We start from the raw sequence: 20,856 nt of genomic DNA on the forward strand, positions 1-20,856 counted from the left end.
TTGCCAGGGGAGCGTGTCATGACCTTACAGGTCGCGCAACCGTGATCGACGAGCGCTCAACGCGTGGTCGGCATGCCTGTGCGGCGTCTCGGGCTTTGGGACACGACTTCGACGCCCGTGATGGAGCCACGCCCCGAGATCGCGTTCGCGGCCGACACGACGGCAGCAGACAGCGCCTGTTCGTTCAGCCGGGTCCAGTCGCCGGCAACAGTGAACGGCGTCCGATGCGCGGCCTTGACCAGGGCGTCACGGAAAAAGGCTTCCTTGGGCCGCATCTGCTCGACCGTCTTGCCACGACCCAGTTGAAGGCGCAGCGCCACGAAGACGTAGTTCCTCAATCGGCCGCCCTCGATCACGGGCAGGCCAAGGCCGGCGATGCTCAGCGCAGCCGAGACGGCGGGAGCGTCGCTGCTGCTCGATGCGGTTGCGGATGTGGCGGCCGCCCCGGCGAGAGCGGCGGTTCCGGCGGCGATCAGGGAGCGACGGTTCATCCGTCGCTTATGACGCAAGGCCGTTAGGATTCCCTTGCGACGTCAACCATGGGTCCAGCCGCTGCGCGCCATTACGATGGGCAGGCCGTCGTAGGTCACGGTCAGGCCCGATCCAGCGGTCACCTCGCCGATCCGGGTCAGACGCAGCAGGCGACGTTCGGCCTCACGACGCAGGGTTTCCTCGTGACGCGGATGGGCGGTGAAGGCGATCTCATAGTCGTCGCCGCCGCTGGCCAAGTCTTCCAGAGACAGCTGCGGATCGACCCGGTCCGCGAACCAGGCTTGGGCCGCAGCCGACAGTGGCAGGACGTTCAGGTTCAACGACACACCTACCCGGCTCGCTTTGGCGACATGTGCCAGATCGGCGGCTAGGCCGTCAGACACATCGACCGAAGCCGTCGCGAAATCCCGCACCACATCGGCGAAATCCACCCTGGGCGTCGGCGTGCGATAATGGGCCGCCAGGGCTGCGACGCGTTCTGGTTCAAGCGAAAGCTCGCCCCGGGCCGCTTTCAACCCCAGCAGGCCGTCGCCGATTGCGCCGGTCACGAACACCAGATCCCCGGCCTGTGCGCCCGCACGCGACACGGCCGCGCCCGTCGGAACCCAGCCCAGGGCCGTCAGCGAGAACGTCGCCGGGCCGGGCGTTTTCACAGTGTCGCCACCCAGCAGGAAGATGCCGAACCCAGCCTGATCTTCGGCAAGACCCGCCGCAAAGGCCTCACGCTCGGGCCAGCCGCAGCGTTCGGACCAGAAACAGGCGAGCAGATAACCGAACGGCTCGGCGCCCTTGGCCGCAAGGTCCGACAGGTTCACCCGCAGCAGCTTCTTCGCCACCGTATCCAGCGGATCGTCGGGCAGGAAATGCACGCCCTCGACGATGGCGTCCTTGGTCAGGACCAGGTCGTGGCCCGGCCGCGACGGCAGGACCGCCACATCGTCCTGAAGCCCCCTGCCCCATTCGGGATGGGCCAGGGGCCGCAGCAGCCTCTCGATCGTCTCGAACTCGCCCGCGACGTCGAGCGCCGGCATTATTTGCGCGTGTCTCTGGACACGCCGTCCAGCGCCGCATTGACGAAGCGCGCCTCGGAGTCGTCGAAGAAGGCCTTGGCCAGTTCGACGTATTCGTCGATCACGACCTCGCGCGGCGTCTCAGGATGTTTGATCAGTTCCCACGCGCCCGAACGCAGCAGGGCGCGCAGGGTGGCGTCGATTCGCTCCAGCTTCCAGTTGGAGGCCAGGCGGGCCTTGATGGCCGCGTCGATGTCACGCTGGCTTTCGATCACGCCACGAACGATGTCGGCGAAATAGGCCTCGTCGGCCTCCGCCAGAGCCTCGCCCTCGATGTCGGTGTCGAAGCGGAAGTTCGAGAACTCGGTGATCACCGTCTCCACGCCTTCGCCCGCCAGCTCCATCTGATACAGGGCCTGGACAGCGGCGAGACGCGACACGGTGCGTGCGCGACGCTGTTTCGAGCTCAGATTGGGCTCGGCTCGCTGCTTTTCGGCTTCGGCGAGTTGTTCGAGGACGGCTTTGACGCTGTTCGGTTCAGTCATGCGCCGACGCCATGACGCAACCGCTTCTTCAATGCAATGAGGTCGAGGCAGGCCTTGGCCGCGCCGCCGCCCTTATCGCCTTCCGAAAGACGCGCCCGATACCAGGCCTGGTCCTCGTCTTCGGTCGTCAGGATGCCGTTGCCGATGATCACGCCCTTGACGCCCAGGGCCATGATGCCGGCCGCCGACTGGTCGGAAACGATCTCGAAATGATAGGTCTCGCCGCGGATGATCGTGCCCAGGGCCACATAGCCGTCATACCGAGGCGCGGTCGGGAAACGGCCGGCCTCCTCAGCCAGAGCGATGGCCGGCGGCACTTCAAGCGCGCCGGGCACGGTGATGACGTCGAAGTCCACGCCCCGCGCCTTCAGCGTCTCCTTGGCGCCGTCCAGCAGGGCGTCAGCCAGGTCGTCGTAGAATCGCGCCTCGACGATCAGAATACGGGGGGCCTCAGTCACGCCTTGTCTTCTCCATCCATGTCGCGCCAGCCGACGATGCGCAGGCCATAGCCCTCAAGCGCCGTCGGTTCGGGTCGCGTCGAACTCATCACGATCATGTCCTTGACGCCCAGGTCCAGCAGGATCTGAGCCCCGACGCCATAGGCACGCAAAGACCGATCCATCGCCGCGGGCTTGTCCACGCCCGCCAGCCGTTCGGCCAGGGAGTTCAACGACGGATCACGCAGGAAGACGACGACGCCGGGGCCGTCGTGATCGGTGATCTGCTTCAGGGCGGCGGGTACATAGTCCTGGCGCGCCTCGACATGGCCCAGCAGATCGCAGGCGAAGTCCACCTGGTGCATCCGCACCAGGGTCGGCTTGGTCGGGTCGATGCGGCCCTTGACCAGAGCGACGTGCTCGGCGCCCTCGATTGTGTTCTTGTACAGCATCAGACGGAAAGGCCCGCCGTGAACGCTTTCGAACGGCGTATCCATGATCCGCTCGACAAACCGCTCGGTGCGGCGACGATAGGCGATCAGGTCGGCGATTGTGCCGATCTTCAGCCCGTGCAGCTGGGCGAAGGCGACCAGATCGGGCATCCGCGCCATCTCGCCGTCGTCCTTGATGATCTCGCAGATCACCCCGGCTGGGGTCAGCCCCGCCATGCGGCTGATGTCCACGGCCGCCTCGGTATGACCGGCGCGAACCAGGACGCCGCCGTCGCGCGCCACCAGCGGGAAGATGTGGCCGGGCGAGACGATGTCGTCCATGCCCTTCGAAGCATCGGTCGCCACATGGATGGTGCGCGAGCGGTCGGCCGCGGAGATGCCGGTCGTCACGCCGTCCTTGGCCTCGATCGAGACGGTGAAGGCGGTCTTCATGCTCTCGCGATTGTCGGCGGCCATCGGCGGCAGGCGCAACTGGTTCGCCCGCTCGGCCGTGATGGCCAGGCAGACCAGGCCGCGCGCCTGGCGGATCATGAAGTTGATCTGGTCGGGCGTGGCGAATTGGGCGGGGATGATGATGTCCCCCTCGTTCTCTCGGTCCTCGGCGTCCACCAGGATGTAGGGACGGCCGTTGCGGGCGTCCTCAAGAATGTCCTCGATGGGACTGATCGGGCTGTCGTTCATGTTTGCGGCCAATTGCATTCAGGCGGTCTCCTGCCACCGCGCGAGGTAACGCGCCAGCATGTCGATCTCCAGATTGACCGGATCGCCGACTTTCAGACGGCCCAGGGTCGTCACCTCCCAGGTATGCGGGATGATGTTCAGCGAGAAGACCCGGCCTTCGACGGAGTTCACCGTCAGGGAGACGCCGTCCACCGTGATCGAGCCCTTGGCGGCGATGTAGCGATGCAGGGGCGCGGGCGCCTCGACCTCAACCCGGTGCGATCCGCCCTCCGGCGTGATCGACACGATCCGCCCCAGGCCGTCGACATGGCCAGACACCACATGGCCGCCCATCTCGTCGCCCAGCCTGGCGGCGCGCTCCAGATTGACGCCGTCGCCGGCCTTCCAGGCGCCCAGGGTGGTCTTGGACAGGGTCTCGTTTGACACTTCGACCGCGAACCAGTCCGGCCCCTTCTCCGTCACCGTCAGGCAGCAGCCCGCATGGCTGATCGAGGCGCCCAGGTCGATCCCGGCCACATCCCACGCCGTCTGGATCTCGTAGCGGCGGTCGCGGTCGGTCTCGCGGACCTCGCGGACGCGGCCGATGTCGGTGACGATGCCGGTGAACATTGGACGCTGGCCCCTTTCGGACCCGAAAAACACAGTCTGAATAGTCTCAATCGTCTGAAATCGACCGCCTCAGAGACGCCCGTAGCGTTCCCACAGATCGTCCCCGACAGGCTCGACGCCCAGGCGACGGAACTTGGGGGCGTCAGACAGCTTTGCAAGAGCCAGGGACGCCACGCAGGGCCTTCCGTCACCGCCCAGCAGGATCGGGGCGCGGAACCATTCCAGCGCATCTACAACGCCGGCGCGCAGGAAAGACGCGGCGACCTGCCCCCCGCCTTCGATCAGCACCGACTTGGCCCCCGCCGCCTTCAACGCCTTTAGAACCGCGGGGATCGCCGGACGTCCCTCGTCCGCCTCGACCCGTTTCACCTCAGCCGCACCGACAGAGCGTGGGTCTGCGACGGTCAGGATTAGTGTGTTTTCGCCGGCCAGCTTCGCCGTCTGCGGCGTCCGCAGGCGGCTGTCCAGCACGACCCGCAGAGGCTGATCCACGCTGCGCCCGGGCAGGCGCGCCGTCAGTTCAGGGTCGTCTTGCAGAACCGTCTCGACGCCGACCAGGATGGCGTCATGCGCGGCCCGCAGGCGGTGGCCTTCCAGCCGCGCCGCCTCGCCGGTGATCCACTGGCTTTCGCCCGAGGCCGTGGCGATTCGTCCATCCAGCGAGGTCGCCAGTTTCAGGGTGATCCGCATCAGGCCTTGCCGGACGGTTCGTCGAACCCTTCGTCGCCCAGGAATTTGGCGAAGTCGCCCGTGTGGCGGAAATCCTTGTAGACCGAGGCGTAGCGGACATAGGCGACTTCATCGACGCCCTTCAGCGCCTTCATGATGAAATCGCCAACCGTGCTGGACGGGATTTCCGTCTCGCCCAGGCTTTCAAGCTGACGCACGATCCGGTTGACCATCTGCTCGACCTGATCGGCCTGGACAGGGCGTTTGCGCAGGGCCACGCCCAGCGACCGCTCCAGCTTGTCGCGCTCGAACGGCGTACGCCGCCCGTTGCGCTTCAGGATGACAAGTTCACGCAGTTGCACCCGCTCGAAGGTGGTGAAGCGCCCATTGCAGTTGGGGCAGGATCGACGACGTCGGATGGCCGAGCCGTCGTCCGACGGTCGGCTGTCCTTCACCTGAGTATCCTGATGACCGCAAAAGGGGCACTTCATCAGGGTGTTATCCGTAGATCGGGAAGCGGTGCGTCAACTCGCGCACCTGAGCCGCCACGCCCGCGACCACGGCCGGATCGGCTTCGTCGCCGCCGTTCATCGACGAGACGACATCGGCGATCCAGTGACCGATCTGCTTGAACTCGTCCTCGCCGAAGCCGCGCGTGGTGCCGGCCGGCGTGCCCAGGCGGACGCCCGAGGTGACGGTGAAGGGCGCGGTGTCAAACGGCACGCCGTTCTTGTTGCAGGTCATCAGCGCCTTTTCGAGCTCGTGCTCGGTGGCCTTGCCGGTCACGCCCTTGGGCCGCAGATCGACCAGGGCCAGGTGGCTGTCGGTGCCGCCCGAGACGATGGCCAGGCCGCGCTCGATCAGCACGCCGGACAGGGCCTGGGCGTTCTTGACCACCTGCTTGGCGTACAGTTTGAACTCGGGCTTCAGCGCCTCGCCGAAGGCCACGGCCTTGGCGGCGATGACGTGTTCCAGAGGACCGCCCTGCAGGCCGGGGAAGACGGCCGAGTTGATCTTCTTGGCGATGTCGCCGTCGTTGGTCAGGATCATGCCGCCGCGCGGGCCGCGCAGGGTCTTGTGCGTCGTGGTGGTGACGACATGGGCGTGCGGCACAGGGTCGGGATACGCGCCGCCGGCGATCAGGCCCGCATAGTGGGCCATGTCTACCATCAGATAGGCGCCGACGCTGTCGGCGATCTCGCGGAAGCGCTTGAAGTCGATGTGGCGGCTGTAGGCCGAGGCGCCGGCCAGGATCAGCTTGGGCTTCTCGCGCTCGGCCATTTCGGCGACGTGGTCGTAATCGATCAGGTGATCGTCTTCGCGCACCTTATAGGTCACCGGCCGGAACCATTTGCCCGACTGGTTCGCCGGCGAGCCGTGCGTCAGGTGACCGCCGCAGGCCAGATCCATGCCCAGGAAGGTGTCGCCGGGTTGCAGCAGGGTGAAGAACACCGCCTGGTTGGCCTGGGCGCCCGAGTGGGGCTGGACGTTGGCGAAGGCCGCGCCGAACAGCTTTTTCGCCCGCTCGCGCGCCAGATCCTCCGTGATGTCGACGAACTCGCAGCCGCCGTAGTAGCGACGACCGGGATAGCCCTCGGCGTATTTGTTCGTCAGCACAGAACCCTGCGCGTCCAGCACCGCCTGGGAGACGATGTTCTCGGACGCGATCAGCTCGATCTGCTCCTTCTGGCGACCCAACTCGCCCTGAATGCCCTTGAAGACGTCCGGGTCGGCGTCAGCGAGCGTCTTGGTGAAATAGGCGTCGTGGGTGAAGGCCGTCACGCTGGAATCCCCGAAAATCAGAAGGCCGCCTATCTAGGCCCCACAGCGCCCGACCACAACATCTTGTGGTCAGCCTGATGCCAAAGCCCGCCGCAGCTTGGCGATCGCCACCCGCTCGACGGACTTCGGCTCGTTGACCGGCCCCATGGCGCTGACCTCGCGGCCGGTGGCGACGTGGATGGCCGAACATTTTAGGTAGGAGCCGTTACGGGTGAACTCGACGATCACCTCGCCGAGATCTTCGTCCGCCATCGCCGAGCCTCAGGCCGCGACGGGCCGGCGCGCCACGTTGCAGTGGGCGAACAGCTTGTCCATCGCCTGGACCAGGTGATCCATCATGGCGTCGGTGTGGTTCGGCGAGGGGGTGAAGCGCAGGCGCTCGGTCCCCTTGGGCACGGTCGGATAGTTGATCGGCTGAACATAGACGCCGTATTCGTCCAGCAGCATGTCCGAGATCATCTTGCAATGGATCGGATCGCCGACGTGCACGGGCACGATATGGCTTTCGCTTTCCATCACGGGGATGCCGGCCGCCGCGAAACGCGACTTCAGCGTCGCCGCGCGTTCCTGATGCTGGACGCGCAGTTCGGGGTGGGCCTTCAGGTGCCGCACGGAGGCCAGCGCCCCCGCCGTCAATGCGGGCGGCAGCGAGGTGGTGAAGATGAAGCCCGAGGCCCAGCTGCGCACCGCATCGATGATCATGGCGTCGGCGGCGATATAGCCGCCCATCACGCCGATGGCCTTGCCCAGGGTGCATTCGATGATGTCGATCTGATCCAGCACGCCGTCGCGCTCGGCCACGCCCGCGCCGGTCTCGCCATACAGGCCGACCGCATGGACCTCGTCCAGATAGGTCAGGGCGCCGTACTTCTTGGCCAAAGCAATGGTCCCGGCCAGGTCGGCGATGTCGCCGTCCATCGAATAGACGCTCTCGAAGGCGATCAGCTTGGGCGCCTCCGCAGGCGCCGCCGCCAGCAGGGCCTCCAGATGCGCCAGGTCGTTGTGCATGAAGACATGGCGCTCGCCGCCGCCGTGGCGAATGCCGGCGATCATCGAGGCATGGTTCAGCGAATCGGAGAAGGTGATCAGGCCGGGCAGAATCTTTTGCAGCGTCGACAGGGTCGCCTCGTTGCCGACATACCCCGAGGTGAACAGCAGCGCCGCTTCCTTCTGGTGCCAGTCCGCCAGCTCGGCTTCGAGATCGACAGCGGAACGGGTCGTGCCGGAAATGTTGCGCGTGCCGCCGGCGCCGGCGCCCACCGCATCGATTTCCTCATGCATGGCGTCCAGCACGACAGGATGCTGGCCCATGCCCAGATAGTCGTTGGAGCACCAGATCACGACGTCCTGTTGGAATCCGTCGTCGCGACGACGCACCGCCAGGGGAAACTGTCCACGCACGCGTTTCAGATCGGCGAAGACGCGATAGCGCCCTTCGCTGCGAACCTGCTCCACCGAGCTTTTAAAGGCGGCCTTATAGTCGAACAAACTACGCGTTCTTTCGCTTATGGCGATGTCTTTGCGTTATTTGCTCCCCCGGCGCGGGCTTGTCCATGTCCGCCACATGGACAAAACGACCCAAACCCTTAATTGATAACGGTTCTCAGTATCGCGCCGTGTCAGCCCGGCTTGCGGAAGCGATAGACGAACTGATCGGTATTGCCCCGGATCTTCTCGTCGAAAACGTTCAGGCTGTGGTCGTCGGCCGGATTGGCGACGGCCTTGCTCTCGCCCTCGTAGACGAAGCCCGCCGCCTCGACTTCGCGCTTCAGATAGTCGCCTTCGATGCGATGCAGAGTCTGGACCGCCGAGATGCCTGTGCCGGGCGCCGCCTCATGGTCGATCAGGATGTAACGACCGCCGGGTTTCAGCGCCGCGAACACGGCCGCATTCATCTTGGCCACGTCGGTGTTGAAGCCGGGGATGTGGAAGTCGTGGTATTCCTGGCTCATGAAGATCATGTCCAGCGGCTCTGCGTAGGTCATCGAGTCCAGCAGGCCGTTGACCCGCGTGACGTTGGAATAGGCGGCGACCAGGGCGTCAGCACCGGCGTTCTCCCGCGCCATCGTCCGCTCGGGCACGAAGGCGTACACCCGGCCAGTCGGCCCAACCACGTCCGAGAACAGGCGGGTGAAATAGCCGGCGCCGGGGCGGATATCGGCGACCTTTTCACCCGGCGCGAGCTGGGCGAAGGCCAGGATCTCGGCCGGATGACGCAGCGGATCGCGCGCCACTTCTTCGGCCGGACGCTTCGTGTCGGCGACCGCATCGGTGTAGAGCGAGACATACGACGGCGACGCCATCGCGGCGTTGTCGCCTGCGACCACGGTCCGCGACCCACCGTCAGACGACACGATGATGCAGGCCGAAAGGCCCGTCGCCAGAGCCAGAACCGCCGCGCCGGCCGCCAATCGCTTGATCATCGTCATCTCCCAGGATTTGCGCCGATAGGCTCGCATTTCGCCGGTCCGCGCAAGCCGTCATCACACACGAAACGATCCGACGCATCACGCGATTTGCGCCCAGGTCGCTGCGGCGCTAGTCCGACGCCAAGTTTCGAAGGTTCCGTCATGCTTCCCTATCAGCCCGCTCCCTTCCCGCTCGCCCGTCCGCGTCGCCTGCGGTCCAGCCCGTGGGTGCGGCGGCTGGTGGCGGAAACGACGCTGACGCCGGCCGATCTGATCTGGCCTTTGATCGTCCACGACGGCGCAGAGGACCGGGTTCCCGTCGCCTCCATGCCCGGCGTTTTCCGCCTGTCGCCCAGAGAAGCCGCCAAGGCAGCCGTCGAGGCGCGCGACCTGGGCATTCCGATGCTCGCCCTCTTCCCGAACGTGGACGGCGCGATCAAGGACGCGGTCGGCACCGGCGCCACTGATCCAGACGGCCTGATCCCCGACTGTATCAAGGCCATCAAGGACGCGGCGCCCGAGATCGGCGTCATGACCGACGTGGCGCTCGACTGCTACACCGACCACGGCCACGACGGGGTGATGGAGGGCGACCGGATCGCCAACGACTCCAGCCTGGACCGTCTGGCCGAACAGGCCTTCATCCACGCTCACGCCGGCGCCGATGTCGTGGCCCCGTCCGACATGATGGACGGCCGCATCCAGGCGGTGCGCGAGGCGCTGGAGGCCAATGGCTTTTCCGACACCCTGATACTGTCCTATGCGGCCAAGTTCGCCTCGGCCTTCTACGGCCCCTACCGCGACGCCGTCGGGTCGTCCGCCATGCTGAAGGGCGACAAGAAGACCTATCAGATGGACTACGCCAACTCAGACGAGGCCCTGAAGGAGGTCGCGATGGACCTGTCGGAAGGCGCAGACGCGGTCATGGTCAAGCCGGGCATGCCCTATCTCGACATCGTGCGGCGGGTGTCCGAGACCTTCCGCGTGCCGACCTTCGCCTATCAGGTGTCGGGCGAATATTCGATGATGCAAGCCTCCATCGCCAATGGCTGGCTGGATCAGGACCGCGCGATCCTTGAGACCCTGCACGGGTTCAAGCGCGCGGGCTGCGCTGGCGTTCTGACCTATTTCGCGCCTCAGGCTGCGCGGCTGCTGGGCCGATGACCGTCGAAATCCGGCCGATCACCGACGCCGACTGGCCCAGCCTGTGGCCGATCATCGAGACCGTCACGCGCGCGGGCGAGACCTATACCTATCCGCTGGACATGACCGAGGCGCAGGCCCGCACGATGTGGATGCCATCTGCGCCCGGCGGAACCCTGGTCGCGGTCCAGGACGGCCAGGTGCTGGGCGCCGCCAAGATCATTCCGAACCAGCAGGGAAACGGCGCCCACGTCGCCAACGGCAGCTTCATGGTCGGCCCTGCCGCACGCGGGCGAGGCGTGGCCCGCAGCCTGGGCGAGGCCGCGCTGACCTTCGCTCGCGACGCCGGCTTCAAGTCGATGCAGTTCAATGCGGTGGTGGAGACCAACACCGTCGCCGTCGGCCTGTGGAAGAAGCTGGGCTTCGAGATCGTCGGCACGGTCCCTGAGGCCTTCAATCACCCCGCCCACGGCCTGGTCGGCCTGCACATCATGCACCGCTCGCTTTAGGCGTCAGTCTCGCGATTGCAGCCGCGCGGCCAGGCTGGACGTGTCCCAGCGATTGCCGCCCATGGCCTGAACCTCGGCGTAGAACTGATCGACCAGGGCCGTCAGGCTAAGGCGGGCCCCGTTCGACCGCGCCTCGTCCAGCACCAGACCAAGGTCCTTGCGCATCCAGTCGACGGCGAAGCCGAACTCGAACTCGCCCTTGGCCGCCGTCTTCCAGCGATTGTCCATCTGCCAGCTTTGCGCCGCACCTTTCGACACGGCTTCATAGGCGGCGTCTGTGTCCAGGCCTGCGACCTGGGCGAAATGTACGGCCTCGGCCAGGCCCTGAACCACGCCGGCGATGGCGATTTGGTTGACCATCTTGGTCAGTTGGCCCGATCCGGCCGGCCCCATGTGTTTGATCGCCTTGGAATAGGCCTTCAACGCTGGTTCCGCCGTCGCCAAGGCGGCGGCGTCTCCGCCGGCCATGACGCTGAGTTGTCCGTTCTCGGCGCCGGCCTGACCGCCCGATACTGGCGCATCGACGAACTGTCGCCCCTGGCCTTGCGCCAGTTCCGCCATTTCGCGCGCCACCTTGGCCGAGGTCGTGGTGTGATCGACGATCACGGCGCCGTCCGCCAGATGCGGCAGTGCCTCCGTTACGACGGTGCGCACGTCGTCGTCGTTGCCGACGCACAGGATGAACAGTTCGACGCCCTGCGCCGCCTCCGCCACCGTTGCGGCCGCCTTGCCGCCCGTCGCGGTCGCCCAGGCCAGCGTCTTCGCCGTCGTGCGATTGAAGCCGGTCACGTCATGGCCTGCCTCAACCAGATGACGCGCCATCGGGGCGCCCATGACGCCCAGGCCGGCGAATGCGATCTTCATGACTGACTCCTTGATCTCGCAGCCCGACTAAGCCGGGTCGCACCGGCGTTCAAGGTCAACGCCCGGTTAACCTTGGCAAGGGCATGATAGGACACCACTCCTCGGGATACGTGTCCATGTCCGTGAGCGATCGTCCGATCCTCATCAAGAAGGTCAAGAAGGTCTCTGGCGGAGGCCACCACGGCGGCGCGTGGAAGGTGGCCTATGCGGACTTCGTGACCGCCATGATGGCCTTCTTCCTGCTGATGTGGCTGATCAACACGACCGACCCCGAGCAGAAGCGCGGCATCGCCGAATATTTCGCACCCGCCAGCGTGTCCGAAACGACGTCCGGCTCCGGCGGCATCCTGGGCGGCACATCGCTGGGCGACGACGGTCCCAAGAGTTCCGGCTCCCAATCCGTGCTGCAAGAACTGGCGCCCGAGGCGCCGTCGACCGACCAGACCGGCCCCAGTTCGAACCTGTCGTCCGCCAGCGACGCCGCCCTTCAGGCCGAAATCCAGAAACGCGAAGCCGCAGAATTCGCCAGCGCCGCCGAATCCCTGCGTCAGGCCATGCAGTCGATGCCGGAATTGGCCGAACTGTCGAAACAGCTGATCGTCGATCAGACGCCCGAGGGCCTGCGCATCCAGTTGGTCGATCAGGAAGGCCGGTCGATGTTCGACAACAACTCGGCCCGACCGAACGCGCGCGCCCAGGTCCTGCTGCGCGCGGTGTCCAAGGTCATAAACCAACTGCCGAACCGCATCTCCATCACCGGCCATACCAGTGCGGCGGCCGGCTCCAACCGCGCCAGCGCTCCTGCGGACTGGAGCCTGTCGTCAGAGCGCGCCAACGGTTCTCGCCTGGTGCTCCAATCGGCCGGCGTCGATCCCGACCGGGTCTATTCGGTGGCCGGCAAGGCGGGGTCCGATCCCCTCTATCCCGACGATCCCACACTGGCCGGCAACCGCCGCATCGCCATCGTCCTGCTACGCGAGGCGCCCGTCCTGCCGATGGACACCTCGCTGTGACCCCGCTTGGCTGCGACGCGAACACGCTTGCAGCCCGGCCACGAATGACGCCAAATCGCGCCATGAGCGTTCAACTGTCGCATTATTGGCAAGATCGGATGCGGACCTGAGGCCGTGACCCAGCACGTACCGACCCGACAGCTTCGTTTCTTCATGACCTCGGTCGCGCCCTGCCCCTATCTGCCGGGCAAGACCGAGCGGAAGGTGTTCGCCAACCTGCCCTTCTCGGACGGCGCCCACGTCAACGACGAACTGACCATCGCCGGCTTCCGCCGCAGCCAGAACATAGCCTATCGCCCGGCCTGCGAGGCTTGTGACGCCTGTGTGTCCGTGCGTTTGCCCGTGCCGGAGTTCGCCTTCAGCCGCTCGCAACGCAGAGCGCTGGCCCGCAACGACGACCTGTCGCGCAGCCTGGTCGAGGCCGAGGCGACGACCGAACAGTTCCAGCTTCTACGCCGCTACCTGACCACCCGCCATCCGACCGGCGGCATGAGCGACATGGGCTGGCTCGACTATGTCGCCATGGTCGAGGACACGGCCGTCCGCACCCATCTGATCGAATACCGCCTGCCCTCGACGGATGGCGGCCCCGGCGATCTGGTCGCCGTCACCCTGACCGACCTGCTCAAGGACGGGCTGTCGATGGTCTACAGCTTCTACGACCCGACGATCGAGCGCCGCAGCCTGGGCCGGTTCGCCATCCTCGACCATGTGCGCCAGGCCTCCCTGGTCGGTCTGCCGTTCGTCTATCTGGGCTATTGGGTCCAGGGTTCTGCCAAGATGGACTACAAGGCCGACTTCCGTCCGATGGAAGTCCTCGGAAAGCTGGGCTGGGCTCGGCTGGACGCATAGCGGCGCAACACAAGAGCTCCAAAACGCCACGGCGAGCTCGATGTCGACCACACGTCTCAAAACGAATCAATTTCTGTGGAAGACGCCGATTTGCCGGGACTGCGAATCGAATTCTGAGGCACCTTGAACTCATGACCGTCCAGATGATCCATGCCACGCTTGGGGCCGACGTCCAGGCCCGTATCGCCGCCGCGCCTGCCGATCATCCCGAGCGGCAGTATCTGAATCTGCTGCGCGACATTCTGGACAATGGCGTGCGTCGCGATGACCGCACCGGCACAGGCACCTTGGGCGTCTTCGGCCGCCAGATGCGGTTCGACCTGTCGAAGGGTTTTCCCGTCCTGACGACCAAGAAGCTGCATCTGCGCTCGATCATCGTCGAACTGCTGTGGTTCCTGCGCGGCGAGACCAATATCGCCTATCTAAGGGATAACGGTGTCCGCATCTGGGATGAATGGGCCGACGCCGAGGGCGAGCTGGGTCCGGTCTATGGCAAGCAGTGGCGCTCCTGGACCGCGCCGGACGGCCGCGTCATCGACCAGATCGAGAAACTGGTCCACGGCCTGAAGACCAATCCCAACAGTCGCCGCCACATCGTCACGGCCTGGAACCCGGCCGATGTCGACGACATGGCCCTGCCGCCCTGCCACTGCCTGTTCCAGTTCTTCGTCGCGGATGGAAAACTGAGCTGCCAGCTGTATCAACGCAGCGCCGACGTCTTCCTGGGCGTGCCGTTCAACATCGCCTCCTACGCCCTGCTGACCATGATGCTGGCCCAGGTCGTGGGGTTGGAGCCCGGCGACTTCGTCCACACCTTCGGCGACGCCCACCTGTATCTGAACCACCTCGAACAGGCCGAGCTCCAGCTGACCCGCGAACCGCTCGCCCTGCCCGTCATGCAGATCGCCCCCAAAACCGACCTGTTCGCCTTCGACCTGTCCGACTTCACGCTCGACGGCTACGAAGCCTGGCCGCACATCAAGGCTCAGGTCGCGGTCTGACCCTGCTGATCTCGGAGTCGTCGATGTCGATGCGCCCTGTTCTGGCCGGACTGGCCGGTCTTTTGCTTCTTGCCGCGCCCATCACGCCCGCCGTGGCGCTTCAGGTCGCCCCAGTCCAGCAAGCGGCGGCGATCACCTCGACCCGCCTGTCCCTTCCCGCGCCGGACGGCCGCGCCGTACTGCTGGATGTCTGGACCGCGCCAGACGAACGCGGCGTCGTCGTCTTCAGTCATGGTTTCGGCGGCGCGCCCGAGGCCTACCAGCGTTTGTTGTCGGCATGGGCGCAACATGGTTTCACCGTCATCGCGCCACTGCACGTCGACTCTCAAAAACACCCCAATCGCGACGCGACGGGCCAAGTCGCCTTCGTGACGCGCCTGGTCGATCTCGGCGTCGCCCGTACTGAGGCTGCGCGCACACATCCCGACAAGCCCCTGATCGTTGCGGGCCATTCCTTCGGCTCCCTGATGTCCTTGATCGAAGGCGGGGCCGTGACTGTCGCGGGCCCTATCGGCGATCCGGCGGTGACGGGTGTGATCGCATTTTCCTCGGCTGGAAACATCCCCAACGTCGTGACGCCCGACACCTATCGCACCCTCGACGGTCCGCTGTTGATGATCACCGGCGACCGGGATCTGGTTCCGGGTTTCGCCGACGACTGGCGGGATCATCGCATCGCCTTCAACACCAGCCCGGCCGGAGACAAAACCCTGCTGATCTTTTCCGACGCGGACCATCAACTGCCCGGAACGGCGGACGGCGAGCGGTTCGACCAGATTGTCCAGGCGACCGAGGATTTTCTCGACGCCTATGCCCTGAACGACGCCGCCGCTCGGGTGCGGCTCCAGACCTTCGCCGCAGAAGGCGTCACGGTGGAGCGGCGCTGAAGACATGGGCCTGAAAGACCTGACCGCTTCGGTCCTGCGCATCTCCGACATCTACGCCGCCGAACACGACATCGACCGCGACCGCGATTGGGCGCTGCTGAAACTTCAGGAGGAGTTGGGCGAACTGACGGCCGAGCATCTGCGCCTGACCGGCCGAGCGCGGGGCATGCCCGACGCCCAGGCGTTGGGCGACGAGGCGGCGGACGTGCTGGGCATGCTGTTGATCTATTGCGACCGGGCCGGCGTCGATCTGGATCAGGCCATGCAGCGCAAATGGCTGAAGTGGCTGGAGCCCCAAACCAAGGTCAAGGCCTAAACCTAAGCCTCCGGCTCGATCATGATCATCGGCCTCAGGCGCTGGACCAGGGCGTCGTCGCTCTGGATGCGCTCGACCACGATCCGGTTCTTCATCATGCCCATCTGCATCGTGGCGCGAAAGGCGATCACGTCGCCGGGCGCGGCGATGAAGCCCTCCAGCGTCGGCTTGTTCTGCTTGCCCGCCAGACCGCCGAACGCCATCGACAGCTGGTGGCCGCCCGGCGAGACCGAAATGGCGGTGAAGCGCGGGCTCTTCAGTTGGGCCACGAACCGATCGTCCACCGACAGGTCCATGCCCGCGGCCTTGCCCACGAAGCCTTCGCGATAAACGATCAGCAGCGCCTGATCATGGAACTGCGGCCGGAAATCCAGCACGGCTTGCTTCTGCTCCGGCGTCGCGGCCTTGCCCAGCTTGGTCCCCGCCAGATTGGCCATGATATAAGCGGTGAACACGCCCACGAAGCCGCCGACCATCATCGGCAGATAGCCGGCGTCCGCACCCACGGACGAAAAGAAGAACGCCAGACCCGCGCTGATGACGAAGGCTAGCAGGAAACCGACGGCGATGGCGGGGATGTACTTGCTCATGACAGGGCTCGCGTTCATGGGATGGGCCACCTCAACGCATCGATACGGTCAAGGTTCTTGCCCCAGCCCATCATTTCTCTGGTCGTCGCTCGTGGAAGCAACGGCGTCATCGGCCGCGACGGCGGCCTGCCCTGGCGGCTGCGCTCTGATCTGCAGAGGTTCAAGGCCATCACCGTGGGCAAACCTTGCCTGATGGGCCGCAAGACCTGGGAGAGCCTGCCGCTGAAGCCGTTGCCCGGTCGGTTGAACCTGGTCATGACCCGCGACGAATCCTACGAAGCCGAAGGGATGTCCAAGGGCGCCCTGGTCTGCGCCACGCTAGATGAAGCCATCGAAATCGGGCGCGAGACGGCCGAAGAGGACGGCGTGGACGAAATCTGCGTCATCGGCGGCACGGCCCTGTTCGAGGCCGCCCTGCCCCGCGCCAGACGTCTCTACATCACTGAAGTCGATGCCGCACCCGAAGGCGACGCCGTCTTCCCTGCGTTCGACGAAACGGCCTGGGTCGAGGTATCTTCGGAATCGCACCCGGCAGGCGAGAAGGACGATCACGCCCTCACCTTCCGCGTGCTGGAACGTCGCTAGGAGAGACAGATGTACGTCACCACCACCAACGACCTGCCCGGCTTTCGCGTCACCCGCCATATCGGCCTGGTGCGCGGTGTCACGGTACGCTCGCGCAACGCCATTTCGGACGCCATCGGCGGGGTCCAGTCGATGCTGGGCGGGCGGGTCGGCGCCTATGTGAAACTGGCCGAGGCGGGGCGTCAGGAAGCCTATGACGAACTGGTCAAACATGCCGAGGCGCACGGCGCCAACGCCATTCTGGCCGTCCGCTACGACGCCACCGAGATCATGCCGGGCGTGACCGAGGTGCTGTGCTACGGCACGGGCGTGATCGTCGAGCCGGCCTGATCTTCGAAGAGACCGCGCCGGCTCGATCACACGTCTCAGGACAAGGTCATCAGGTCCGAGCGCTCGAAGTTCTGCAACTCGTCCGCACGGCCGTCACGCACCTTGGCCACCCAATGCGGGTCGGCCAGAAGCGCGCGGCCCACGGCGACCAGATCGAACTCCTCGTTCTCCAGACGACGCAGCAGGCCGTCCAGAGAGGCCGGCTTGGAGCCTTCGCCGCCAAAGGCCGCGATGAACTCGCCGTCCAGGCCCACGGACCCGACGGTGATCGTCGGTTTGCCCATCAACTTCTTGGTCCAGCCGGCGAAGTTCAGGTCCGATCCCTCGAACTCCGGCTCCCAGAAGCGACGCTGCGAACAGTGGAAGACATCGACGCCGGCGTCCGACAGCGGCGTCAGCCAGTCGAGCATCTGATCCGGCGTTTCGGCGATGCGGGCGGTGTAATCCTGCAGCTTCCACTGCGACAGACGCAGGATGACGGGGATGTCGTCGCCGACGCCCTCGCGCACCGCCTTGACGACCTCTGCCCCGAAACGGGCGCGTTCGGCGATGCTCGGCCCGCCCCAGCGGTCGTCGCGGGCGTTCAGGCCGCCCCAGAAGAACTGATCGATCAGATAGCCGTGGGCGCCGTGGATCTCGACGGCGTCGAAGCCGAGTTCACGGGCGGCGCGGGCAGAGCGGCCGAAGGCGGCGATGGTGTCGGCGACGTCCTCTTCGGTCATCGGCTCGAACTTGGCCTTGCCCGGCGCGGTCATGCCCGAAGGGCTGTCCACCTTGCCCAGCGGGGTCCAGTCGTCGCCGCGTCCCCGCGCCGAACCCACGTGCCAGATTTGCGGCGCGATCAGGCCGCCGGCCGCATGAACCTCGTCCACGACGGACTTCCATTCCGGCAGGGCCTCGCCGTGGAAGACCGGGACCGCAGCATCATTACGCGCCGCGGGTCGTTCGACGACCGTCCCCTCGGTGACGATCAGACCCACGCCACCCTCGGCGCGACGGCGGTAATAGGCGGCGACGTCTGAGGTGGGGATGCCGTTCGGTGAGAAGGACCGCGTCATGGGCGCCATGACGATGCGGTTGGGCAGGGTCAGCCCCTTGATGGTGAAAGGGCTGAACAGGGCGTCGACGCTCATCGGATTTCCTTGGATATCGGTAAGACCCAAGGTGGCGAATAGGGTTGCGTTTGAAAACCCCGCCCTCGCAGATATTTTCTAAAGGCCGAGAGCAGCCACGATACGACCAGCGATGGCGTCGAATCGTTCGGCGATGTCTCCTGACGGATCGGCGACGACGGGCGGACGACCCGCGTCTCCCCCCTCGCGCAGGGCGGCGTCCAGCGGCAAATCGCCCAGGAACGGGATACCCAGACGCTCAGCCTCGGCCTTTGCTCCGCCCTGACCGAAGACTGGCCCGCTCATGTTCTCGATCAGGCCCAGCGTCGGCACGTTGACCCGCTGGAACAGCGTGTGCGCCCGACGGGCGTCGGCCAGCGCAACCTCTTGCGGCGTCGAGACGATAACGGCTCCGTCCAGGGGCGTCTTCTGGATCAGCGTCAGTTGCACGTCGCCCGTGCCCGGCGGCAGATCGACCACCAGCACGTCCAGCGGCGCCTCGGCCTTGCCCCAGCGGGTCTGGGTCAGCATCTGTGTGATGGCCTGGGACGCCATCGGGCCGCGCCAGATCATGGCGTCGTCCATCTTGGTCAGCAGACCGACCGACATGGCCCTCAGACCATGGGCGACGTGCGGGACGATGGCCCCGTCCTCATAGGCCGGCTGGCCGCTGACCCCCAGCATGGTCGGCAAGGACGGCCCATAGACATCCGCGTCGAGGATGCCGACAGACAGGCCGCGCGCAGCAAGCGCCGCCGCCAGGTTCACGGCGACGGTGGACTTGCCCACCCCGCCTTTTCCGCTAGCGACGGCCAAGACACGGCGGACATGGGCCGGACGATCGGTCGGGACCGGGGCCTTGGCCCTTCCCTGATCCACCGCCGCCTTGGACAGGCCTGCGGTGCGCGGCGCAGCAGCGAGCTTGGTCTCGGCGGTCAGGATGACAGACACGCGCGCCATGCCGGGAATGGCCTTCAGCGCCGCCTCCGCCGCGTCCCGAACGGGCGCATAGGCGGCGGCCTGGCTGCGATCGACCTCAAGCGCGAAGCCCGCGCGGTCGTCGGCCACCACCAGCCCCTGAACCAGACCGGCGGCGACCAGCCCCTGACCGGAAACCGGGTCGATGACGGTGTCCAGGGCGGCGAGGACGGCGGTGCGTTCGACCAAGGCGGTCTCCAGAAGACTTGCAGGCGATGATGCGCGCGTTCTATCGCCCTCGAACCCGTCCCGCGAGCCACGATTTGTCCCAACCGCCCTCAATCACCCTGATCGCCGGCCCGACCGCCTCGGGCAAATCGGCGCTCGCGCTGAAGATGGCGCGCGAAACTGGGGCGGTGATCATCAATACTGACAGCCAGCAGCTTTACGCCGACCTGCGCATCCTGACCGCACGCCCATCCGCCGAGGACGAAGCCCTGGCCGATCATCGGCTGTATGGCGTCGCAGACGCTGAGGAAGCCTGGTCGGTCGGACGCTGGAGCCGCGCGGTCTTGGCGCTGCTGGACGACCTTCGCGCAGGAGGACGGCTGGCGATCCTGGTCGGCGGCACGGGCCTTTATTTCATGAGCCTGACCCGAGGCTTGGCGGACATTCCGGCCGTGCCGAACGCGGTACGCGACACGGTCGAGACCGACTATGCGACGCAGGGCGAGGCGGCTTTCCGCGCTCGTCTGGGCCAGATCGATCCCGACGCGGCCAAGGCTATCGAACAAGGCGACCGCCAGAGACTGGTTCGCGCCATGAGCGTCTTCATCGCCAGCGGGCGGCCGCTGAGCGCGTGGAAGGCCGACACCCTGCCGCTGTTGCCGCCTGGCTCATGGACAGGGCTAGTCATCGAACCCGACCGTCAGCGGCTTTACGAAAACTGCGACCTGCGGGTGGGCTGGATGATGGATCAGGGCGCTCTGGACGAAGTTCAGGCTCTGCTGGCGCGCGGCTTGAGCCCTGCCCTGCCCGCCATGAAGGCGGTCGGCGTTCGAGAACTGGCCGCCCATCTGTCCGGCGAACTGACCCGCGACGATGCGGTCGCAGCGCTGAAACAGGCGACCCGCAACTATGCCAAACGCCAACTGACGTGGTTTCGGAACCAGACGGCCGACTGGACCCGCGTTTGAACGCAACGCGGCGCTTGGAATGCGTCCGGGCAGCGCCTATATTGGTTCTGTCCGGTTTCGGCCGGACTATAGCGATAAACGCGCTTGTAATAAGCGGACCGGACCCGGGTGCGATTCCCGGCGGCTCCACCAACTTTCTCCCCGCGTTATCGGCGGAGGCAGCATGGGGCCGACTAGCATCGACGGACGTGTAAAGAGGATTGCTTTCGCTCGTCCTGGCCCACCGTATCGGGCCATTTTCTAACTGCGAACGATAACTTCGCTGGAGAAGTCGCTCTCGCCGCGTAATGCGGTTCGGGTGATTTCGAATCTTAAGTCCTAGGGGTTCAGATCCTTGGGCGGGGCCTGTCGGGAGCCTGGCAACAGAATCCCGGCGCTTTTCCAAATCATCGGTATGGCGACAAATCGGTTCGCTTAACCCTCAAGGCATCTTTCGCCATCGCATCCGCACGTCT

General features: G+C 65.8%; 25 protein-coding genes, 1 other RNA gene and 1 pseudogene. 11 read left to right on the plus strand and 16 right to left on the minus strand.

The annotated features are described in order from the left end of the window. Positions 1 to 56: 56 nt before the first annotated feature. The 12 genes from CHRYSEO8AT_RS15310 to CHRYSEO8AT_RS15365 all read right to left on the minus strand — a co-directional run bounded on the left by CHRYSEO8AT_RS15310 (position 57) and on the right by CHRYSEO8AT_RS15365 (position 9,100). The gene (locus CHRYSEO8AT_RS15310; RefSeq protein ID WP_159851410.1) at positions 57 to 491 is read right to left on the minus strand and encodes a hypothetical protein; all 435 of its coding nucleotides are present in this window, start codon (positions 489 to 491) and stop codon (positions 57 to 59) included. Positions 492 to 533: 42 nt separating this feature from the next. Beyond that, on the minus strand, positions 534 to 1,523 hold the full coding sequence (gene thiL / locus CHRYSEO8AT_RS15315; protein ID WP_159851411.1) for a thiamine-phosphate kinase: 990 nt from the start codon (positions 1,521 to 1,523) through the stop codon (positions 534 to 536). Beyond that, entirely contained in the window at positions 1,523 to 2,047 is a 525-nt protein-coding gene (gene nusB, locus CHRYSEO8AT_RS15320) for a transcription antitermination factor NusB (protein ID WP_159851412.1), read from the minus strand. The genes thiL and nusB overlap by 1 nt, the downstream gene beginning before the upstream one ends. Continuing rightward, positions 2,044 to 2,505 (minus strand): 6,7-dimethyl-8-ribityllumazine synthase, encoded by a 462-nt coding sequence (gene ribH, locus CHRYSEO8AT_RS15325; protein WP_159851413.1) that lies wholly within the window; start codon positions 2,503 to 2,505, stop codon positions 2,044 to 2,046. The genes nusB and ribH overlap by 4 nt, the downstream gene beginning before the upstream one ends. Further along, positions 2,502 to 3,635, minus strand: a complete 1,134-nt coding sequence (gene ribB, locus CHRYSEO8AT_RS15330; RefSeq protein ID WP_159851414.1) for a 3,4-dihydroxy-2-butanone-4-phosphate synthase — start codon at positions 3,633 to 3,635, stop codon at positions 2,502 to 2,504. The genes ribH and ribB overlap by 4 nt, the downstream gene beginning before the upstream one ends. Continuing rightward, positions 3,636 to 4,226: a riboflavin synthase gene (locus CHRYSEO8AT_RS15335; RefSeq protein ID WP_159851415.1), complete on the minus strand. Its 591-nt coding sequence runs from the start codon at positions 4,224 to 4,226 to the stop codon at positions 3,636 to 3,638. Positions 4,227 to 4,295: 69 nt separating this feature from the next. Beyond that, positions 4,296 to 4,916: a RibD family protein gene (locus CHRYSEO8AT_RS15340; protein ID WP_159851416.1), complete on the minus strand. Its 621-nt coding sequence runs from the start codon at positions 4,914 to 4,916 to the stop codon at positions 4,296 to 4,298. After that, positions 4,916 to 5,386, minus strand: a complete 471-nt coding sequence (nrdR, locus tag CHRYSEO8AT_RS15345; RefSeq protein ID WP_135195991.1) for a transcriptional regulator NrdR — start codon at positions 5,384 to 5,386, stop codon at positions 4,916 to 4,918. Before nrdR ends, CHRYSEO8AT_RS15340 begins: the two co-directional genes overlap by 1 nt. 7 nt (positions 5,387 to 5,393) lie before the next feature. After that, on the minus strand, positions 5,394 to 6,677 hold the full coding sequence (glyA, locus tag CHRYSEO8AT_RS15350) for a serine hydroxymethyltransferase (RefSeq protein ID WP_159851417.1): 1,284 nt from the start codon (positions 6,675 to 6,677) through the stop codon (positions 5,394 to 5,396). Between the two features lie 69 nt (positions 6,678 to 6,746). Next, a complete protein-coding gene (locus CHRYSEO8AT_RS15355; protein ID WP_159851418.1) occupies positions 6,747 to 6,929 on the minus strand; it encodes a hypothetical protein in 183 nt (60 codons plus the stop codon). A gap of 9 nt (positions 6,930 to 6,938) precedes the next feature. Continuing rightward, complete coding sequence (gene hemA, locus CHRYSEO8AT_RS15360; RefSeq protein WP_159851419.1) at positions 6,939 to 8,165, minus strand: 5-aminolevulinate synthase; 1,227 nt, start codon at positions 8,163 to 8,165, stop codon at positions 6,939 to 6,941. A gap of 131 nt (positions 8,166 to 8,296) precedes the next feature. Beyond that, a complete protein-coding gene (locus CHRYSEO8AT_RS15365) occupies positions 8,297 to 9,100 on the minus strand; it encodes a class I SAM-dependent methyltransferase (protein WP_236547574.1) in 804 nt (267 codons plus the stop codon). Positions 9,101 to 9,247: 147 nt separating this feature from the next. On the opposite strand from CHRYSEO8AT_RS15365, the gene hemB reads away from it, so the two are divergent. Both hemB and CHRYSEO8AT_RS15375 read left to right on the plus strand, forming a co-directional pair. Further along, positions 9,248 to 10,249, plus strand: coding sequence for a porphobilinogen synthase (hemB, locus tag CHRYSEO8AT_RS15370; RefSeq protein WP_159851421.1), 1,002 nt, complete (start codon positions 9,248 to 9,250; stop codon positions 10,247 to 10,249). Next, on the plus strand, positions 10,246 to 10,737 hold the full coding sequence (locus CHRYSEO8AT_RS15375; RefSeq protein ID WP_159851422.1) for a GNAT family N-acetyltransferase: 492 nt from the start codon (positions 10,246 to 10,248) through the stop codon (positions 10,735 to 10,737). The genes hemB and CHRYSEO8AT_RS15375 overlap by 4 nt, the downstream gene beginning before the upstream one ends. 3 nt (positions 10,738 to 10,740) lie before the next feature. Here the strand turns inward: CHRYSEO8AT_RS15375 and CHRYSEO8AT_RS15380 are convergent, their stop codons facing one another. Beyond that, complete coding sequence (locus CHRYSEO8AT_RS15380) at positions 10,741 to 11,601, minus strand: NAD(P)-dependent oxidoreductase (RefSeq protein WP_159851423.1); 861 nt, start codon at positions 11,599 to 11,601, stop codon at positions 10,741 to 10,743. Positions 11,602 to 11,717: 116 nt separating this feature from the next. Between CHRYSEO8AT_RS15380 and CHRYSEO8AT_RS15385 the strand changes: the two genes are divergently transcribed. The 5 genes and pseudogenes from CHRYSEO8AT_RS15385 (at position 11,718) to CHRYSEO8AT_RS15405 (ending at position 15,670) form a co-directional block, all read left to right on the plus strand. Continuing rightward, positions 11,718 to 12,614, plus strand: coding sequence for a flagellar motor protein MotB (locus tag CHRYSEO8AT_RS15385; RefSeq protein WP_159851424.1), 897 nt, complete (start codon positions 11,718 to 11,720; stop codon positions 12,612 to 12,614). 114 nt (positions 12,615 to 12,728) lie between these two features. Further along, positions 12,729 to 13,583 (plus strand): annotated as a pseudogene (locus CHRYSEO8AT_RS15390) (arginyltransferase). 26 nt (positions 13,584 to 13,609) lie between these two features. Further along, the gene (locus CHRYSEO8AT_RS15395) at positions 13,610 to 14,467 is read left to right on the plus strand and encodes a thymidylate synthase (protein ID WP_159851426.1); all 858 of its coding nucleotides are present in this window, start codon (positions 13,610 to 13,612) and stop codon (positions 14,465 to 14,467) included. 23 nt (positions 14,468 to 14,490) lie between these two features. Next, complete coding sequence (locus CHRYSEO8AT_RS15400) at positions 14,491 to 15,354, plus strand: serine aminopeptidase domain-containing protein (RefSeq protein WP_159851427.1); 864 nt, start codon at positions 14,491 to 14,493, stop codon at positions 15,352 to 15,354. Between the two features lie 4 nt (positions 15,355 to 15,358). Beyond that, on the plus strand, positions 15,359 to 15,670 hold the full coding sequence (locus CHRYSEO8AT_RS15405; protein ID WP_159851428.1) for a phosphoribosyl-ATP pyrophosphohydrolase: 312 nt from the start codon (positions 15,359 to 15,361) through the stop codon (positions 15,668 to 15,670). A gap of 2 nt (positions 15,671 to 15,672) precedes the next feature. On the opposite strand, the gene CHRYSEO8AT_RS15410 is transcribed toward CHRYSEO8AT_RS15405, so the two are convergent. Then, positions 15,673 to 16,260, minus strand: coding sequence for a hypothetical protein (locus tag CHRYSEO8AT_RS15410; RefSeq protein ID WP_159851429.1), 588 nt, complete (start codon positions 16,258 to 16,260; stop codon positions 15,673 to 15,675). A 57-nt stretch (positions 16,261 to 16,317) separates the two neighbouring features. Between CHRYSEO8AT_RS15410 and CHRYSEO8AT_RS15415 the strand changes: the two genes are divergently transcribed. Together CHRYSEO8AT_RS15415 and CHRYSEO8AT_RS15420 are read left to right on the plus strand one after the other, a co-directional pair. Further along, positions 16,318 to 16,845 carry a dihydrofolate reductase gene (locus tag CHRYSEO8AT_RS15415; RefSeq protein WP_159851430.1) on the plus strand — a complete coding sequence of 176 codons (528 nt, stop codon included), beginning with the start codon at positions 16,318 to 16,320 and terminating at the stop codon, positions 16,843 to 16,845. 9 nt (positions 16,846 to 16,854) lie between these two features. After that, on the plus strand, positions 16,855 to 17,175 hold the full coding sequence (locus CHRYSEO8AT_RS15420) for a YbjQ family protein (protein ID WP_159851431.1): 321 nt from the start codon (positions 16,855 to 16,857) through the stop codon (positions 17,173 to 17,175). 35 nt (positions 17,176 to 17,210) lie between these two features. Here the strand turns inward: CHRYSEO8AT_RS15420 and CHRYSEO8AT_RS15425 are convergent, their stop codons facing one another. Together CHRYSEO8AT_RS15425 and CHRYSEO8AT_RS15430 are read right to left on the minus strand one after the other, a co-directional pair. Beyond that, the gene (locus CHRYSEO8AT_RS15425; RefSeq protein ID WP_159851432.1) at positions 17,211 to 18,308 is read right to left on the minus strand and encodes an NADH:flavin oxidoreductase; all 1,098 of its coding nucleotides are present in this window, start codon (positions 18,306 to 18,308) and stop codon (positions 17,211 to 17,213) included. A gap of 78 nt (positions 18,309 to 18,386) precedes the next feature. After that, positions 18,387 to 19,454, minus strand: a complete 1,068-nt coding sequence (locus CHRYSEO8AT_RS15430) for an Mrp/NBP35 family ATP-binding protein (RefSeq protein ID WP_159851433.1) — start codon at positions 19,452 to 19,454, stop codon at positions 18,387 to 18,389. Between the two features lie 74 nt (positions 19,455 to 19,528). Here CHRYSEO8AT_RS15430 and miaA point away from each other — a divergent pair, with 74 nt between their 5' ends. Together miaA and ssrA are read left to right on the plus strand one after the other, a co-directional pair. Then, positions 19,529 to 20,401, plus strand: coding sequence for a tRNA (adenosine(37)-N6)-dimethylallyltransferase MiaA (gene miaA, locus CHRYSEO8AT_RS15435; RefSeq protein ID WP_255451495.1), 873 nt, complete (start codon positions 19,529 to 19,531; stop codon positions 20,399 to 20,401). Between the two features lie 10 nt (positions 20,402 to 20,411). Then, positions 20,412 to 20,779, plus strand: a transfer-messenger RNA (tmRNA) gene (ssrA, locus tag CHRYSEO8AT_RS15440). Positions 20,780 to 20,856 lie beyond the last annotated feature (77 nt).

Source organism: Brevundimonas sp. G8 (assembly GCF_902506205.1).
Classification (GTDB): Bacteria; Pseudomonadota; Alphaproteobacteria; order Caulobacterales; family Caulobacteraceae; genus Brevundimonas.

What these genes read in the sequence shown, in the direction of transcription:
- CHRYSEO8AT_RS15310 (WP_159851410.1), bottom strand. Translation starts at nt 491, where the DNA reads ATGAACCGTCGCTCCCTGATCGCCGCCGGAACCGCCGCTCTCGCCGGG.
- thiL (WP_159851411.1), bottom strand. Translation starts at nt 1,523, where the DNA reads ATGCCGGCGCTCGACGTCGCGGGCGAGTTCGAGACGATCGAGAGGCTG.
- nusB (WP_159851412.1), bottom strand. Translation starts at nt 2,047, where the DNA reads ATGACTGAACCGAACAGCGTCAAAGCCGTCCTCGAACAACTCGCCGAA.
- ribB (WP_159851414.1), bottom strand. Translation starts at nt 3,635, where the DNA reads ATGCAATTGGCCGCAAACATGAACGACAGCCCGATCAGTCCCATCGAG.
- CHRYSEO8AT_RS15335 (WP_159851415.1), bottom strand. Translation starts at nt 4,226, where the DNA reads ATGTTCACCGGCATCGTCACCGACATCGGCCGCGTCCGCGAGGTCCGC.
- CHRYSEO8AT_RS15340 (WP_159851416.1), bottom strand. Translation starts at nt 4,916, where the DNA reads ATGCGGATCACCCTGAAACTGGCGACCTCGCTGGATGGACGAATCGCC.
- nrdR (WP_135195991.1), bottom strand. Translation starts at nt 5,386, where the DNA reads ATGAAGTGCCCCTTTTGCGGTCATCAGGATACTCAGGTGAAGGACAGC.
- CHRYSEO8AT_RS15355 (WP_159851418.1), bottom strand. Translation starts at nt 6,929, where the DNA reads ATGGCGGACGAAGATCTCGGCGAGGTGATCGTCGAGTTCACCCGTAAC.
- CHRYSEO8AT_RS15365 (WP_236547574.1), bottom strand. Translation starts at nt 9,100, where the DNA reads ATGATCAAGCGATTGGCGGCCGGCGCGGCGGTTCTGGCTCTGGCGACG.
- hemB (WP_159851421.1), top strand. Translation starts at nt 9,248, where the DNA reads ATGCTTCCCTATCAGCCCGCTCCCTTCCCGCTCGCCCGTCCGCGTCGC.
- CHRYSEO8AT_RS15375 (WP_159851422.1), top strand. Translation starts at nt 10,246, where the DNA reads ATGACCGTCGAAATCCGGCCGATCACCGACGCCGACTGGCCCAGCCTG.
- CHRYSEO8AT_RS15380 (WP_159851423.1), bottom strand. Translation starts at nt 11,601, where the DNA reads ATGAAGATCGCATTCGCCGGCCTGGGCGTCATGGGCGCCCCGATGGCG.
- CHRYSEO8AT_RS15385 (WP_159851424.1), top strand. Translation starts at nt 11,718, where the DNA reads ATGTCCGTGAGCGATCGTCCGATCCTCATCAAGAAGGTCAAGAAGGTC.
- CHRYSEO8AT_RS15395 (WP_159851426.1), top strand. Translation starts at nt 13,610, where the DNA reads ATGATCCATGCCACGCTTGGGGCCGACGTCCAGGCCCGTATCGCCGCC.
- CHRYSEO8AT_RS15400 (WP_159851427.1), top strand. Translation starts at nt 14,491, where the DNA reads ATGTCGATGCGCCCTGTTCTGGCCGGACTGGCCGGTCTTTTGCTTCTT.
- CHRYSEO8AT_RS15405 (WP_159851428.1), top strand. Translation starts at nt 15,359, where the DNA reads ATGGGCCTGAAAGACCTGACCGCTTCGGTCCTGCGCATCTCCGACATC.
- CHRYSEO8AT_RS15410 (WP_159851429.1), bottom strand. Translation starts at nt 16,260, where the DNA reads ATGAGCAAGTACATCCCCGCCATCGCCGTCGGTTTCCTGCTAGCCTTC.
- CHRYSEO8AT_RS15420 (WP_159851431.1), top strand. Translation starts at nt 16,855, where the DNA reads ATGTACGTCACCACCACCAACGACCTGCCCGGCTTTCGCGTCACCCGC.
- CHRYSEO8AT_RS15425 (WP_159851432.1), bottom strand. Translation starts at nt 18,308, where the DNA reads ATGAGCGTCGACGCCCTGTTCAGCCCTTTCACCATCAAGGGGCTGACC.